Below are 14,205 nucleotides of genomic sequence, written 5' to 3'. Positions count from 1 at the left end.
TAAATGAATAGGATACCCTGTTTATTAAGCAAATTTTTTTCGGTATATTGTCAGACATGCGTCTGGACATACATATCCGCAATTGGCGCAACCTGTGCAGTTATCGGGATTTTTTAAATAAACATAATGGTATCCTTTATTGTTCACTTCGCGAGGTTGCAATTCCAATACATCTTCCGGACATGCTACAACACAAAGGTTGCAACCCTTGCATCGTTCTATGTCAACCTCTACATAACCTTTTATCTTAGCCATTAATTCTGATTTATTTTAATAGTTTGTCTGCAAATGTAGCTATTTGTTTGTTGGGATTTTATCTTTCGGATGTTAATTTTTCAGGAATAGCTACCATCCGAAAGCTTCGCCGTTCAGCCATTTCCCTTGAACTTTCAGCACTTGTTCGATGACATCGCGAACTACTCCTTCTCCACCTTTCTTTTTCGATATGTATTTTGCAATCTGTTTTATTTCGGGTGCTGCATCTGCAGGCGCAACAGGCAATCCCACCAACTGCATGACTTCATAATCGGGAATATCATCTCCGATATAAACGATTTCTTCATGTTTATAGCCCGTTTTTTCGATATAATCCCGAAAATCCAGCATCTTTATTTTCGATTTCAGATAGATATGCTTTACTCCCAATGCTTCGTACCGCACTTTGACGGATGGGGAGTTTCCTCCGGTAATGATGGCGATCCCAAAACCATTTTTCATTGCTAAATTGATAGCGTAACCGTCACGAACATTAGTGGTTCTTAGTGGATCGCCGTCAAGAGAAAGAGAGATGGTCTGTCGGGAAAGTACCCCGTCAACATCGAAAATAAATGTTTTTATTTTATTGAGGTCGTAATTAATCATTTTGCGTAGCATGTTTATGTATACTTTCACTCAAAAGACGGTAGATACGTTTCTTTTCTTCGTCCTTGAGCAGACCAAGATGTTTTTCCATTACACTTTTGTCGAAACGTACGGCGGGACCGGTCTGTGCATCCCGGGGAGACATTTCAGTTATCTTTTTTGCTGTTTCCGTTATGAGCGGCTTCAGTATGTCAAAAGGAATGCCTTCATTTTCAAGAATATCTGCTGCAAGTGTGTACATATGGTTGGCAAAATTGCAAGCGAACACGGCCGAAAGGTGAAGATATTGACGTTTTTCTCCAACCAAATAATATACTTTTGAAGAAAGTGTTGTTGCCAATGATTCAATAATTTTGCGAGTTTCGGCATTGCTTGCTTCAATAAAGATAGGAATTTCGGAAAAACTAACAGAGCGGTTTTTACTGAATGTCTGCAATGGATAGATCACGCCGTAATTAGTGAGATAGGGAGCAAAAATATGTTGAGGTACACTTCCTGCCGTATGTATCCATATGCCGCCTGTTTTAGGCATTCGATGCAAGATTTCAGGCAAAGCATCATCTTTTACCGAAAAAATATATATGTCGGCATCGTTACGTATATTTTCGAGATCGTTAGTAAAATCTGCATGAACTTCATCGGCAAGCATTTGAGCATGTTCAATAGTTCTGCTATACACCTGAAGCACCTTGTTATCTGCTTTCAGAAAAGCTTTTGACATGTGAGTAGCTACATTTCCCGCGCCAATAAATACAATGGTCGAACTCATATATTGTTATTCTTTCGGTTGGAAAACCTCGATATGTACTTTTTCCCACAACAAATTATTCACATCGTGTGGGTGCCGCTCTTTTTCTTTTTTCCCGAAAGCAATGATGCATAGCGGCTCCAACGGCACTGTGATATTCAGCAGATCATTAATATATTCGCCGGAAGTAATGGTTTCTGAATAATTTCTGTTACGCACCTGAACCCAGCAGCTTCCAATATTCAAATCCTCTGCCTGCAACTGCATTGCAATACCTGCTATAGCTCCGTCTTCTATCCACACATCGCTTATTAGCGGATTCCCGACAATTACAACCGCGATTGATGCTTGAGCAATAAATGCTGCAGAAGTCGGTTTGCAATGTGAAAGTTTTTCCAACATCTGTTTGTCTTCCACTACAACAAATTCCCATGAATGATTGTTTTTCGAAGTCGGCGATAATAATGCAGCTTGAAGTATCAACCGTGTTTCTTCAGGGGTCAATGGTTCGTCGGTAAATTTTCTAACGCTTCTTCTTTTGATTAGTAAGTCGGTAAAATAACTCATTGGAAAAATGTTTTGATTTTTGTTCTATAAAAATTTACCTGCAAAAGTAGCGATAAAAAATTATATTCGGTTTATCGAAATTTTTTTAATTCGATCTCGCCTAATAGCTTGGCTTTGGTAACCGATTGGGGATTTGAAGCGTCGATATCGTATTCCGATTTGTTGGGAATGGCAAGTTCAATTCCTTCGGGAACAATATTCGGATTTTTTATGATATCCTTGTTTTTGTAATAGATGTACACCCAAAATTCACGGTTGCCGAATTTTTCGAGGGCAATCATGCGTAATGTTTTACCCGAAGAGAGCTTTATCTTTTCATTTTCTTCAGGCGATTCGGCTATTAGTTGAAACGAGTCGGTCGAGATGGTTAAATTCTCTTGTGATGTTTTGGTTTCTGTGGCTTTTGCCGGTACCTTTTCAGGATTATTTTTTAGTGCTTGCTGTTTTCTTTGCTCCGATACGAAAAAAAAAATCAACACAGCTGCCACTGCGACTGTGCCTAAAATCGGCATCCAACGAGCAATTGGTTTTCTTTTCTTTTTTTTGTGTTTTTCCAGACCGGTATTTTCAGCCTTCACCATTGCCGGTTTTTCATTTTTAGTGGCTGCGGTTGTTCCTTTTTCCTCATTGCCTTCCGGCAATTTCTCCGTTTTTTCGGCGGCTGCTTTCACAATCTTTTCCGGTGCCTTTTCGTGACCGATTTCAATCAGAAAACCTTCAGATGTTTCATCCTCTTCGTTTTCGGTAACCTTAGCCAGATTGTCAAATGAAACGTCTTCGTTGAGCAATACACTTTCAAAATGAGAAAATGGTTTGTTTACTATATTCTTTAATTCTTCTGCAGGCGAGAAATGAAGCCTCAGCCATGTGGAAGGGTTGTTTTCTTCTGTGTTTTGTGCAGCTCCTTTAGCCGATACTTGCGTAAGGGAAAACGTGCCGAAATCTTTTATTTCCAAGAGATCCTCGGTCAATAATATTTTGGAAATGGTAGTAAAAAATTCCTTTAGAAAAGATTCGGCATCTTGAGTGGAAATGTCGGCATGTTTTGACAGTAAAAGGGCTAATTCCTGCAAATTCACTTCTTCCTTCATACTTCCTTTTCTTTGATTTTTTCAATAAACGCTGAATCGGGTTTAAATACCACCGTAATTTTAGGAGGTACCAGAAATTGTTGTTGTTCATCCTGTTTCACAAGAATATATTCCGGTTTTTTTTCAGTATCGAAAATACCGAAACTTTCGACGGTAATGCAAGCGCCCTCCGATAATTTCTCTTTTATGACATTAACTGCCGCCGTCAATATTTCCGAGGTTTTCGGCAGATCCAGGCTTAGTTGTTTTGACAATTCGGTAACAAAATCTTCGGTTGTCATTTTATGCTGTTTTTGCCATTAAATCAAAAGGAAGAGCAGAAGTGATGTTCACTTCATAAAAAGATCCGGTTTCAAGCGGTCGGTTTTTTTCGATGAGCACTTCACCATCTACTTCAGGAGAATCGAATTCCGTCCGTCCGATAAAGTAATCGGGCTCTTCTCGGTCAATCATCACTTTCAGGGTTTTTCCCACTTTTGCTTCGTTGATCGACAGGGAGATCTCTTCCTGGAGGTTCATTAGCATGTCCATGCGTTTTTGTTTTGTTTCGGCGGGGATCGTGTCCGTGTAATGTTTGTCGGAATACGTTCCTTCTTCATGCGAGTAGGGGAAAGCCCCGAGTCGCTCGAAACGGGTTTGCTGCACAAATTCCAGTAGCTCGGCAAAATCTTCATCTGTCTCTCCCGGATGTCCTACCATCATGGTTGTGCGCAGATGAATTCCCGGCACTTCTTCCCGAAAACGATGAATAAGCTCGATGGTTTCTTGTTTGGTAATATTTCGGCGCATCATTTTCAGCATACGATTGCTGATATGTTGCAGTGCAATATCCAGATAGTTGCACACATTATCATATTCGCGCATAACCCGAAGTAGATCCATCGGGAAATGTGCGGGGTGGGCATAATGTAATCTTATCCATTCTACGCCTTTGATATCAGCCATGCGCTCAACCAGTTCAGGTAACATCATTTTTTTATACAGATCCATACCGTAATAGGTGAGATCTTGAGCAATCAGCTGAAATTCTTTTACACCCTTGTTCACCAGAAGTCGCACTTCTTCTTCGATTTCTTCCATCGGGCGTGATGCATATTTTCCTGTAATCAGCGGAATGGAACAATAGGAACAGGTTCGATCACATCCTTCTGATATCTTCAGGTAAGCATAATGGTGTGGAGTCGCAAGTGTTCGGTCTAACCGCAAATCGCATCGGTACGATTTGCCGAGATCGGTGACTAATGTTTTCCAGTCGAATTTTCCGTAAAAACGATCCACTTCCGGGATTTCTTCGGCCAGCTCCTGTCGATAACGTTCCGAAAGGCAACCCATCACGAAGAGTTTTTTCAGTTTCTTTTGCTTCTTTGCCTTTGCAAATGAAAGAATTGTATTTATGGATTCTTCTTTGGCATCGCCAATGAACCCACAAGTATTAATCACAACAATTTCTCCTTTGGAATGTTGTGGATCATGTTCCACTGTATATCCGTTGGCCGTAAACTGTCGCATCAATAATTCGGAATCCACCAGATTCTTCGAACAACCCAGCGTAATGATATCGATTTTGTTTTTAATCATATACACACTTATTCTCCGAACAATGAATCAACGAATTCTTTGCTGTTAAAAACCTGCAAGTCTTCCATTCTTTCGCCCAGTCCTATATATTTTACCGGTATTTTAAACTGGTCTGAAATGCCGATTACTACACCTCCTTTGGCTGTTCCGTCGAGTTTGGTAATGGCCAATGCCGTTACATCGGTGGCTGCCGTGAATTGTTTGGCCTGTTCAAAAGCATTCTGCCCGGTAGATCCATCAAGAACCAACAATACCTCATGGGGAGCACCCGGCACAATTTTGCCCATCACGTTTTTTATTTTGGTAAGCTCGTTCATCAAATTGGCTTTGTTGTGAAGACGTCCGGCAGTATCGATGATAACCACGTCGACATTGTGTGCTTTTGCTGAGCTTACTGCATCGAAGGCAACTGATGCAGGGTCTGAGCCCATCTTTTGTTTGATCACGGGCACACCCACACGTTCACCCCAAATGACAAGCTGTTCAACGGCAGCAGCTCTGAAGGTATCAGCTGCCCCCAGATAAACCGATAAACCGTTTTGTTTAAACCGATAAGCCAACTTTCCTATAGTGGTTGTTTTTCCTACCCCGTTCACACCCACCACCATAATTACATAAGGTCTTTTATCTTCGGGAACGGCAAATTCGTCTATATCCGTTGAATTGTTTTCGGTGAGTAAGCCGGCAATTTCTTCACGAAGAATATGGGTAAGTTCATTCGTATTCACATACTTGTCGCGCGCCACCCGTTCTTCAATGCGGTCGATGATTTTGAGCGTCGTATCCACCCCTACGTCGGAACTTACAAGTATTTCTTCTAAGTTATCGAGTACGTCATCATCCACTTTCGATTTTCCGGCAATTGCCCGATTGAGTTTCGAAAAAAAACTTTCCTTGGTTTTTTCGAGCCCCTTATCAAGGGTTTCTTTTTTTCCCTTTGAAAATATATCAAATAGACCCATTTTATCGTCAGTTTAATAGCTTACAAAGCTACAAAATAGTCAATAAAAAACTTCCCTGCATACGTATGCAGGGAAGTTTTTATATATCTTTAACGAATTTATTTCGATAAATAATCTTTTACCAATTCATTGGGAATCATTTCTTCTACAAACGAATAAGCTCCTGTTTTAGGCGATTTTACCATTTTAATTACTTTTGTGTAACTTTGTCCGGACCTTTTGGCTTTATCGCGGAATCCTGCAACAACCTTTTTTGCCATGATTTATGCTGTTTTTTATTTGATTTCTTTATGTATAGTTACTCTTTTTAAAATCGGATTATATTTTTTCAATTCGAGTCTTTCGGGAGTATTTTTTTTATTCTTTGTAGTGATATACCTGGAAGTTCCCGGCAGGCCGCTCTCTTTATGTTCGGTGCATTCTAAAATTACTTGCACTCTATTTCCTTTTGCTTTCTTTCCCATTGCTTCTTCCTTTTATTTGTTATCTATTCAGGTATCCTTTTTCTGCAGCTTGTTTAATAGCTGCATCTAATCCTATTTTATTAATGAGACGCAATCCCGCAGCTGAAACATTCAAGCTAATCCAGCAATCTTCTTCTACCCAATAAAATTTTTTTCTGAACAAATTTACGTCAAACTTACGTTTGGTCCTTTTATTGGAGTGAGAGACATGGTTCCCCACCATTGCCTTTTTCCCTGTTATCTGACAAATTCTAGCCATTTTCTTACTGTTTCTTAATCATTATTGATTTGATATTCCGCAAATCAGGGCACAAAATTAGCGATATAATTTTTATTTGCCAACTTTTTCGTGAATAATTTTTTAGTTAAATATGCTGCTGAGATTGTTATATAGATCGTTCACGAAGGTTAGTGTTTGCTTTTGGAGGTTTAATTTCAGTTCTTTTTGTTCTCCCGATGACGAGGCAATTGCTGCATCGGTGATCATCTCTTCAGCCGTAAAAATTCTTTTGGAAGACGAATTTCCTTCTGTGTCGATTTGCTCGTAGTTTATATCTCGCACCACAAATATACATCCTGCATTGGTTATTGAAGCGTCGAGACGGTAGCTCATCAGCATTTTCTTGTTTTTCCTCCCATTATTCCCGGACAAATTCAATTCGGTTTTTGAACTTACTGTGATATTCAGATTTTCATTGTTAAAACGCAAGCTTATTAAATGAGGATTTCCCGTATAATTATCTTTTGCCCATTGGTATAAAAGAGCGTATTTCTGTTCGGGAGTAGATTCTGATCCCGTATAAATGAATTGTCGAAAAACAACCTTTCCGTTTGTTACCGGTACCGATGTAAAAACTTGTTCTACCCTTTTTTGGGCTTTCACCTGTACGGCGGTAATTAAAATAAGAATTGCCGTTACAATATACTTTTTCATTCCGATGCCGTTTTTTTAATTATCATCCCTTTATTTGAGTTCGGGTTTGACTACAAACATACATAAAAGATTAACCCAGGACAAATTTCTTTCCATAAATAATTGCGATTAAGTTTTATTTATCGCTTAAAAATCTTTATTTTTGCAACTCGAAATTTATAATCTATAATGCAATAACTATGTCGAAAAATCAAACAGGAGATAAAACAGAAAAAAAGCTTGAAACTATCGATGAAAAATTGTCTTCATCAGAACAGTTTTTAGAAAAGAATCAGAAATTCATTCTTTACGGTTTAGCGGTATTGGTTGTTGTTGTCGGCGCATTTCTGGCTTACCGTTATTTATATTTGGTTCCTAAAAACGAAAAGGCTCAAGCTGCTATCTTTAAGGGTGAACGTTATTTTCAGAATGGAGAAGATTCTCTTGCACTTTTTGGCAACAATAACGATTACATCGGATTTGAGGCTATCATAAAGCAATATGGCGGTACAAAAACAGCTAATTTGGCACATGCATATGCGGGCATTTGCTACAGTAGATTGGGTGATAATGAACAAGCGCTTCATCATCTCAAAAAATTCAAAGGTCAAGGTCTTTTGATTACTCCCGCAGTTATTGGCTCTATCGGCGACATTTATATGAATATGAATAAGCCCGAAGAAGCGATAACCCATTATAAAAAGGCGGCAGTTAAGGCAAATGACGAAATGTTGTCTCCTATTTATTATAAAAAAATAGGCATGGTATATTTATATCAAAAAAACTATGATAAAGCTATCGAAACGTTTACAAAAATAAAAGAAAACTACCTCAATTCACCCGAAGGACAAGAAGCGGATAAGTTTATAGAACAGGCAAGATTGCAAAGTCTTAATCAAGAATAATTTTTTTTGCATATGGCAACCGAGCTTCACAATTTATCGTCTTACAATGCAAGTGACGTTCCGAACGGTACAGGAAAAAGAATAGGAATTGTGGTTTCCGAGTGGAACACAAATGTTACCTCAAAGTTGTTGGAAGGAGCATATGAAACCCTCCTTAAATTTGGCGTAAAACCTGAGGATATTATTATTGATAGTGTCCCGGGTAGTTTTGAACTTACTTATGGCGCAAAATTGCTAATTGAAAGGGCTAATCTTCATGCCGTAATCGCATTAGGATGTGTCATACAAGGCGAAACCCCCCATTTTACTTTTGTTTGCCAAAGTGTTACTCAAGGAATTACCGAACTTAATCTCAAATACAACATTCCCGTAATCTTTGGGTTGTTGACTACTAATTCGCTTGAACAGGCAAAAGCTCGGGCGGGAGGAAGACACGGGAATAAAGGAGATGAAGCTGCTATTACGGCTTTAAAAATGATTGCGTTGAACGAAAAATATAAGTAAGAGGGAAAGGGTAAAATCGAGTTGAAAATTTCGGGATTATTTTTTTGAATCAAGCATAGGACCTATAAAAATTAAGGACTTGTTGTTTACGACAAATCCTTAATTTTTTATCCGTAGCGAGAGGGGGGCACGATCCCCCGACCTCATGATTATGAATCATGCGCTCTAACCAGCTGAGCTATCTCGCCAACATGTTAAGTTGAGATTCATTTCTGAATTCGGTGTGCAAAAGTAGCATAACTTTTTGAATTTTGCAACGGATATCCTGAAAATTTAGCAGTGTCATGAAACACTCTTTTTAATAATATCTCATCAAAAAAGTGTATTTTTGTATTTCTGAAAAAATACGATCATAAAAGTGGTTTATCCGGAAAATTTCGAACAAAAAATCGAATTTCACAAAATTCGTCAACTTGTTGATTCTTTTTGCATGAGTTCGCTTGGGAAAGAAAAAACAAGCGAGATGCATTTTTCAACTTCTTTTGAGGAAATCGATAGATGGTTGTCTCAAACAGCAGAGTTTGTTCGTATTCTTGAAGAAGAAGAAAATTTTCCTGCCGATCATTTCTATGATGTGCGAACGGTGTTGAGACGCCTTACTGTAGAAGGATCATGGATCGATCAACATGCCCTTTTCGAATTTCGGCGATCATTGCTAACCATTTATGCCATTACTGCGTTTTTACGTCGGGATGAAGATAAGAATCCGAAATACCCCCATCTTTTGTCATTAGCTGCCAATGTGGTAGTTTATCCTGACATTATTAAAAAAATTGATGCTATTTTAGATGATTTCGGACAAATTAAAGATACTGCTTCTCCGCAATTGGCAGATATTCGTCGTCGGCTCGCCTCCACCATAAACAGCATTTCCAAAACTCTGAACACCCTTTTGCGCAATGCACAATCGGAAGGATTTGTGGAAAAAGATGTAACGCCTGCCATGCGCGACGGGCGATTGGTCATCCCCGTGAATCCGTCCTACAAACGCAAAATACGAGGCATTATTCATGACGAATCAGCATCGGGTAAAACCGTATACGTTGAACCGGCTGAAGTTGTTGAAGCTAACAACCGAATTCGGGAATTGGAAAACGAAGAAAGGCGCGAAGTTATACGAATCTTGACAGATTTTGCCAATTATCTACGCCCTTTTCTGCCCGATTTGCTCGAAGCTTATGAGTTCTTGGGATGGATTGATTTTATTCAGGCAAAAGCCAAATTCGCACTGCAAATTCAGGCCATAAAACCGGATATCGCAGACTCTCCCGAGATTGATTGGGTGCAGGCTCTTCATCCTTTGCTGTATTTATCACTTCAAAAACAGAATCGAAAGGTAGTTCCGTTAGATATCGCCTTGAACCAAGAAAATCGAATACTTATCATTTCAGGTCCCAATGCCGGAGGAAAATCGGTTTGTCTCAAAACCGTGGGGCTGCTGCAATATATGGTTCAATGTGGTTTGCTGATACCACTTAAAGAAAATTCTCATGTAGGCCTCTTCAGCGATATTTTTATCGATATTGGCGACGAGCAATCCATCGAAAACGATCTGTCGACGTATAGTTCGCACTTGCTCAATATGAAGTTTTTTCTTAAAAACTGTAACGAGAAATCGTTGCTTCTCATTGATGAGTTTGGAAGTGGTACTGAGCCCCAGATTGGCGCAGCCATTGCTGAAGCCCTGTTGGATCAATTCAATCGGAAGCAATCGTTTGGCGTTATTACAACTCACTACCGCAATATCAAGCATTATGCCAACGACCATCCGGGTGTAATTAACGGAGCCATGCTATATGACCGTCATCAAATGCAGCCACTTTTCCAGCTCTCCATTGGAAATCCCGGCAGCTCGTTTGCTGTGGAGATTGCCCAAAAAATCGGTTTGCCGCAAGAAGTTATCGACAGAGCAGCAGAAATTGTTGGAAGCGATGTTATCAATATTGATAAATATTTGCAGGATATTTCGCGTGACAAACGATATTGGGAGCGAAAACGCGAAGAGATCCGTCACGAACGAAAACGCGCAGAAGACCTTTCGTCCAAATATCAAGCCGAGTTGGAAAAAATCGATAAACAGAAAAAAGAAATTCTTGCTCAGGCAAAATTACAAGCCGAACAATTATTGGCAGAGAGCAATGCAAAAATAGAGGGGGTTATCCGTGAGATACGTCAGTCACAGGCAGATAAAGAAAGAACCAAACAAGTGCGCCGTTCGTTAAACGAATTTCGCGAACAGGTGGTCCGTAAAAAAGAAGATGAAACCAACAAACGCTTGATGTCCCGGTTATCACCCACAAAGAAAAAACCACAAGAAAATGTGCAGTTGTTTCCGGGCGATGCCGTTAGGTTGAAAGGACAAACGGTTGCAGGAAAGATTCTGGAAATTCAAGGCAAAAAAGCATGGGTTGTCTTTGGATTTATAAAATCGACAGTAGCTATCGATAAGCTGGAAAAAGTCAGCCAAAGTCAACTTAAAAAAGAAATGAAAGAGGCGATTCCCGATTCCAATATGCGCGAACTGATGCATGAAAGAAAATTAAAATTCAAACCCGATCTTGATGTTCGCGGCATGCGTGGCGACGAGGCTTTGCAGGCCGTCATGTATTTTATTGACGACGCCATACAGCTGGGTATTTCTCGCGTACGCATTTTACATGGCACAGGTTCAGGTGCTTTGCGTCAGATCATACGCGAGTATCTGACCACCGTAAACGGCGTGACCCATTTTCAGGATGAACATGTTGAATTTGGTGGTGCAGGAATTACTGTGGTCGATTTGGAATAAATTGTCGAAAATATTCACTAACTTTATGCCGATAAATTAAATTCGTTATTAAACGGAGATAAAATACAAAAAAATCATATTATGAGATTAAATCTTAGTTCACAAATTACATTGAAAAGGATACCTAAAAGGTATTTTCAGCCCGAAAACGATTTTGAGGAATATATTCTGACGCGTTTCGAAAAAATTCCCACGCATATTTATGAAGATATCAACGAGGCATCGAAAGTTGTTGCCGATGAAATCGTGAAAAATCTTTTGCAGAAGCAAAAAGAAGGTAAACCTTTTGTAATGGGCATTTGCGGTGGATCTTCTCCCCAGCTTATCTACGAAGAATTAGTCCGCCGCCATAAGGAAGAAAATATCAGTTTTCGTAATTTGGTTGTTTTCAATATCTATGAGTATTATCCTGTTACCGATGTTTCGAAGAGCAATCTCCGGATGTTGAAGGATGTTTTTCTTGATCATATCGACATTGACCCTAATAACATCTATTCACCCGATCCGGCTGTTGAAAAAGATCTCATAGCAGAAAATTGTGCAGCATACGAAGAAGCACTTCAATCGTTCGGGGGTATGGATTATTTGTTGCTGGGATTGGGCAGCAAAGGAAATATCGGATTCAATATGCCCGGGAGCAATCCCAATTCACGTACCCGATTGGTAATGTTAGATGGCGATTCACGTCGCGACTCCATAAGTATTTTTGGATCATTAGACCGAGTACCGGTAAGCGCTATCACAATGGGAATTTCGGATATGATGAAAGCTCGTCGAATCACCCTCATTGCATGGGGAGAACAAAAAGCAGAAAGCATAAAAAGAATGGTGGAAGGAAGTGTGAGTGAATCTATGCCTGCTTCTTTTTTGCAAACGCATCCAAACGCCAAGGTAATTATTGATCTTTCTGCTGCTTCCAATCTCACCCGCATCAGCTATCCCTGGCTGGTGACCAGTTGCGACTGGAACAATAAGCTCATTCGAAGAGCTATTGTTTGGTTGTGCAATCAGGTTGAAAAACCCATTCTAAAATTAACCAATAAAGATTATAATGATAATGGCTTGAGCGAATTACTTACCATTTATGGCTCGGCATATAATGTAAACATCAAAATCTTCAACGATCTTCAGCATACCATTACCGGTTGGCCGGGAGGAAAACCCGATGCCGATGATACCTATCGACCCGAAAGAGCAAAGCCTTATCCTAAAAGAGTAATCATTTTTAGCCCACACCCCGATGACGACGTCATATCTATGGGTGGAACTTTCCAGCGGTTGGTAAATCAAGGACATGAAGTACATGTAGCGTATCAAACTTCGGGAAATATTGCCGTAAATGATGAAGAGGTAATCCGCTACATTTCGGTAATCAACAGCATTCGCAAGAGATTCGATCCTGGAAATGTAATTATTTTCGAAAAATATAACCAGATCAAGAATTATCTTTTGTATGAGAAAAAGAAGGATGATATCGACACTCCTGATGTCCTTTTCATTAAGTCGCAAATACGAAGAGAGGAGGCACGTACTGCCGATCGTTATATTGGGTTATCCGATAAGAATATTCATTTTTTGGATCTTCCTTTTTACGAAACAGGGCGGGTGAAAAAGAAGCCAATTTCGGAAGAAGATGTGTTCATCGTGAAAGATTTCATCGAGACCATTAAACCTCACCAGATTTATGTGGCCGGCGATCTTGCCGACCCTCACGGTACACATAAGGTGTGTTTGGACGCCGTTTTGGCTGCCATCGATTTACTTAAAGACGAAGATTGGTTTAAGGATTGCCGAATATGGATGTATCGTGGTGCCTGGATGGAGTGGGAAATCGACCATATCGAAATGGCAGTTCCGTTATCGCCCGAAGAACTCCGGCAGAAACGCAACGCTATTCTCAAACATCAATCGCAAATGGAAAGCGCTCCTTTCCTTGGCGACGATGAACGATTGTTTTGGCAGCGTGCCGAAGAAAGAAATAAAGCTACTGCCGAATTGTATTGGAAATTGGGACTTGCCTCATACGAAGCCATTGAAGCATTTGTGGAATATAAGCCTATAAAATAAAAGGAAACATAATGCGAAATCTAAAGAAGAGATGTCCAACAGTGGATGTCTCTTTTTTTAACATTTTTTCGTTGTTAATTCACAAAAAACCATCCTATTTATCCGTTATATGAAAAAAAAATGCTAAATTGAGCAACTTTTATATGAAAAAGTAAATCGAAAGGGATGAGCAAAGAAAAATTTCATATCGAGTTCATGATGGGAAATGTTTCACAGAACAGTCTTTGGCGGATGATCAGCCATCCCGACGGACTGTCGGAATGGTTTGCCGATGAGATATCAGTTGACGAAGAGTCCAATCAATACATTTTTACTTGGAACAAAGATAGCGAGTCGGCCAACGTTATTTTTTCCAGACCTCTGTCGGCTATTCGCTTTCATTGGTTGGATGATGAGGATGAAAATTCCTATTTCGAATTTGCCCTTTATAAAGTGGAATTAACAGGTGATATGACGCTTGAGATTACCGATTTTGCCGAACCCGACGAAAAAAGTGATGCTATTATTCTTTGGGAAACCCAAGTGGAAGAAATGAAGAGAAGATTGGGGATTTAAATGCAATTTATCCGCATGATTTTTACTATATTTGTGGTAGTCTGAAGATACTAAATTGACTATCAATAGTTTTTGATTGATATTCCGGTGATATCCACCCAGTGATTCCGGTGATACCCACCCACTGGCTGAACTATCAATTTGGCAAAGTTATCTTTTTTTTCTTAAACTATCTCCTTTTAATTCGATTCTATGTGAAGGA

Annotated in this window: 17 protein-coding genes and 1 tRNA gene; 5 read left to right on the top strand and 13 right to left on the bottom strand. The window is 39.6% G+C overall.

Translation table 11 applies throughout. The features are described from left to right. Nucleotides 1-24 precede the first annotated feature (24 nt). From OLM34_RS10080 to OLM34_RS10025, 12 genes are all read right to left on the bottom strand, one after another. Nucleotides 25-255: a 4Fe-4S dicluster domain-containing protein gene (locus OLM34_RS10080; RefSeq protein ID WP_264407053.1), complete on the bottom strand. Its 231-nt coding sequence runs from the start codon at nucleotides 253-255 to the stop codon at nucleotides 25-27. A gap of 90 nt (nucleotides 256-345) precedes the next feature. Continuing rightward, nucleotides 346-861, bottom strand: a complete 516-nt coding sequence (locus OLM34_RS10075; protein ID WP_264407051.1) for a KdsC family phosphatase — start codon at nucleotides 859-861, stop codon at nucleotides 346-348. Next, nucleotides 854-1,630: a Rossmann-like and DUF2520 domain-containing protein gene (locus OLM34_RS10070; protein ID WP_264407048.1), complete on the bottom strand. Its 777-nt coding sequence runs from the start codon at nucleotides 1,628-1,630 to the stop codon at nucleotides 854-856. Before OLM34_RS10070 ends, OLM34_RS10075 begins: the two co-directional genes overlap by 8 nt. Nucleotides 1,631-1,636: 6 nt before the next feature. Next, a complete protein-coding gene (locus tag OLM34_RS10065; protein ID WP_264407046.1) occupies nucleotides 1,637-2,176 on the bottom strand; it encodes a nitroreductase family protein in 540 nt (179 codons plus the stop codon). A 71-nt stretch (nucleotides 2,177-2,247) separates the two neighbouring features. Continuing rightward, nucleotides 2,248-3,267, bottom strand: coding sequence for an HU family DNA-binding protein (locus OLM34_RS10060; protein WP_264407045.1), 1,020 nt, complete (start codon nucleotides 3,265-3,267; stop codon nucleotides 2,248-2,250). Further along, complete coding sequence (locus OLM34_RS10055) at nucleotides 3,264-3,548, bottom strand: HU family DNA-binding protein (RefSeq protein WP_264407044.1); 285 nt, start codon at nucleotides 3,546-3,548, stop codon at nucleotides 3,264-3,266. The genes OLM34_RS10060 and OLM34_RS10055 overlap by 4 nt, the downstream gene beginning before the upstream one ends. Nucleotide 3,549: 1 nt before the next feature. Beyond that, on the bottom strand, nucleotides 3,550-4,845 hold the full coding sequence (rimO, locus tag OLM34_RS10050; RefSeq protein ID WP_264407043.1) for a 30S ribosomal protein S12 methylthiotransferase RimO: 1,296 nt from the start codon (nucleotides 4,843-4,845) through the stop codon (nucleotides 3,550-3,552). An 8-nt stretch (nucleotides 4,846-4,853) separates the two neighbouring features. Beyond that, a complete protein-coding gene (gene ftsY / locus OLM34_RS10045) occupies nucleotides 4,854-5,807 on the bottom strand; it encodes a signal recognition particle-docking protein FtsY (protein WP_264407042.1) in 954 nt (317 codons plus the stop codon). A gap of 98 nt (nucleotides 5,808-5,905) precedes the next feature. After that, on the bottom strand, nucleotides 5,906-6,067 hold the full coding sequence (locus OLM34_RS10040) for a DUF4295 domain-containing protein (RefSeq protein ID WP_264407040.1): 162 nt from the start codon (nucleotides 6,065-6,067) through the stop codon (nucleotides 5,906-5,908). 15 nt (nucleotides 6,068-6,082) lie between these two features. Further along, on the bottom strand, nucleotides 6,083-6,271 hold the full coding sequence (gene rpmG / locus OLM34_RS10035; RefSeq protein WP_264407039.1) for a 50S ribosomal protein L33: 189 nt from the start codon (nucleotides 6,269-6,271) through the stop codon (nucleotides 6,083-6,085). Between the two features lie 19 nt (nucleotides 6,272-6,290). Then, on the bottom strand, nucleotides 6,291-6,530 hold the full coding sequence (rpmB, locus tag OLM34_RS10030; protein ID WP_264407038.1) for a 50S ribosomal protein L28: 240 nt from the start codon (nucleotides 6,528-6,530) through the stop codon (nucleotides 6,291-6,293). A gap of 102 nt (nucleotides 6,531-6,632) precedes the next feature. Continuing rightward, nucleotides 6,633-7,205, bottom strand: a complete 573-nt coding sequence (locus OLM34_RS10025; protein WP_264407037.1) for a hypothetical protein — start codon at nucleotides 7,203-7,205, stop codon at nucleotides 6,633-6,635. Between the two features lie 179 nt (nucleotides 7,206-7,384). On the opposite strand from OLM34_RS10025, the gene OLM34_RS10020 reads away from it, so the two are divergent. Beyond that, a complete protein-coding gene (locus OLM34_RS10020; protein WP_264407036.1) occupies nucleotides 7,385-8,089 on the top strand; it encodes a tetratricopeptide repeat protein in 705 nt (234 codons plus the stop codon). Nucleotides 8,090-8,101: 12 nt separating this feature from the next. Next, complete coding sequence (ribH, locus tag OLM34_RS10015) at nucleotides 8,102-8,593, top strand: 6,7-dimethyl-8-ribityllumazine synthase (RefSeq protein WP_264407035.1); 492 nt, start codon at nucleotides 8,102-8,104, stop codon at nucleotides 8,591-8,593. 114 nt (nucleotides 8,594-8,707) lie between these two features. On the opposite strand, the gene OLM34_RS10010 is transcribed toward ribH, so the two are convergent. Beyond that, a tRNA-Met gene (locus OLM34_RS10010) sits at nucleotides 8,708-8,781 on the bottom strand. 170 nt (nucleotides 8,782-8,951) lie between these two features. Between OLM34_RS10010 and OLM34_RS10005 the strand changes: the two genes are divergently transcribed. From OLM34_RS10005 to OLM34_RS09995, 3 genes are all read left to right on the top strand, one after another. Further along, a complete protein-coding gene (locus tag OLM34_RS10005; protein WP_264407034.1) occupies nucleotides 8,952-11,381 on the top strand; it encodes an endonuclease MutS2 in 2,430 nt (809 codons plus the stop codon). Between the two features lie 81 nt (nucleotides 11,382-11,462). Next, nucleotides 11,463-13,448: a glucosamine-6-phosphate deaminase gene (locus tag OLM34_RS10000; RefSeq protein ID WP_264407033.1), complete on the top strand. Its 1,986-nt coding sequence runs from the start codon at nucleotides 11,463-11,465 to the stop codon at nucleotides 13,446-13,448. Between the two features lie 165 nt (nucleotides 13,449-13,613). Then, entirely contained in the window at nucleotides 13,614-14,003 is a 390-nt protein-coding gene (locus tag OLM34_RS09995; RefSeq protein ID WP_264407032.1) for an START-like domain-containing protein, read from the top strand. Nucleotides 14,004-14,205: the final 202 nt, after the last annotated feature.

The sequence above is a fragment of the Anaerorudis cellulosivorans genome (genome assembly GCF_025943985.1).
GTDB classification, from domain to species: Bacteria; Bacteroidota; Bacteroidia; order Bacteroidales; family Dysgonomonadaceae; genus Anaerorudis; species Anaerorudis cellulosivorans.
This window is presented reverse-complemented; position numbering and strand designations above follow the sequence as displayed.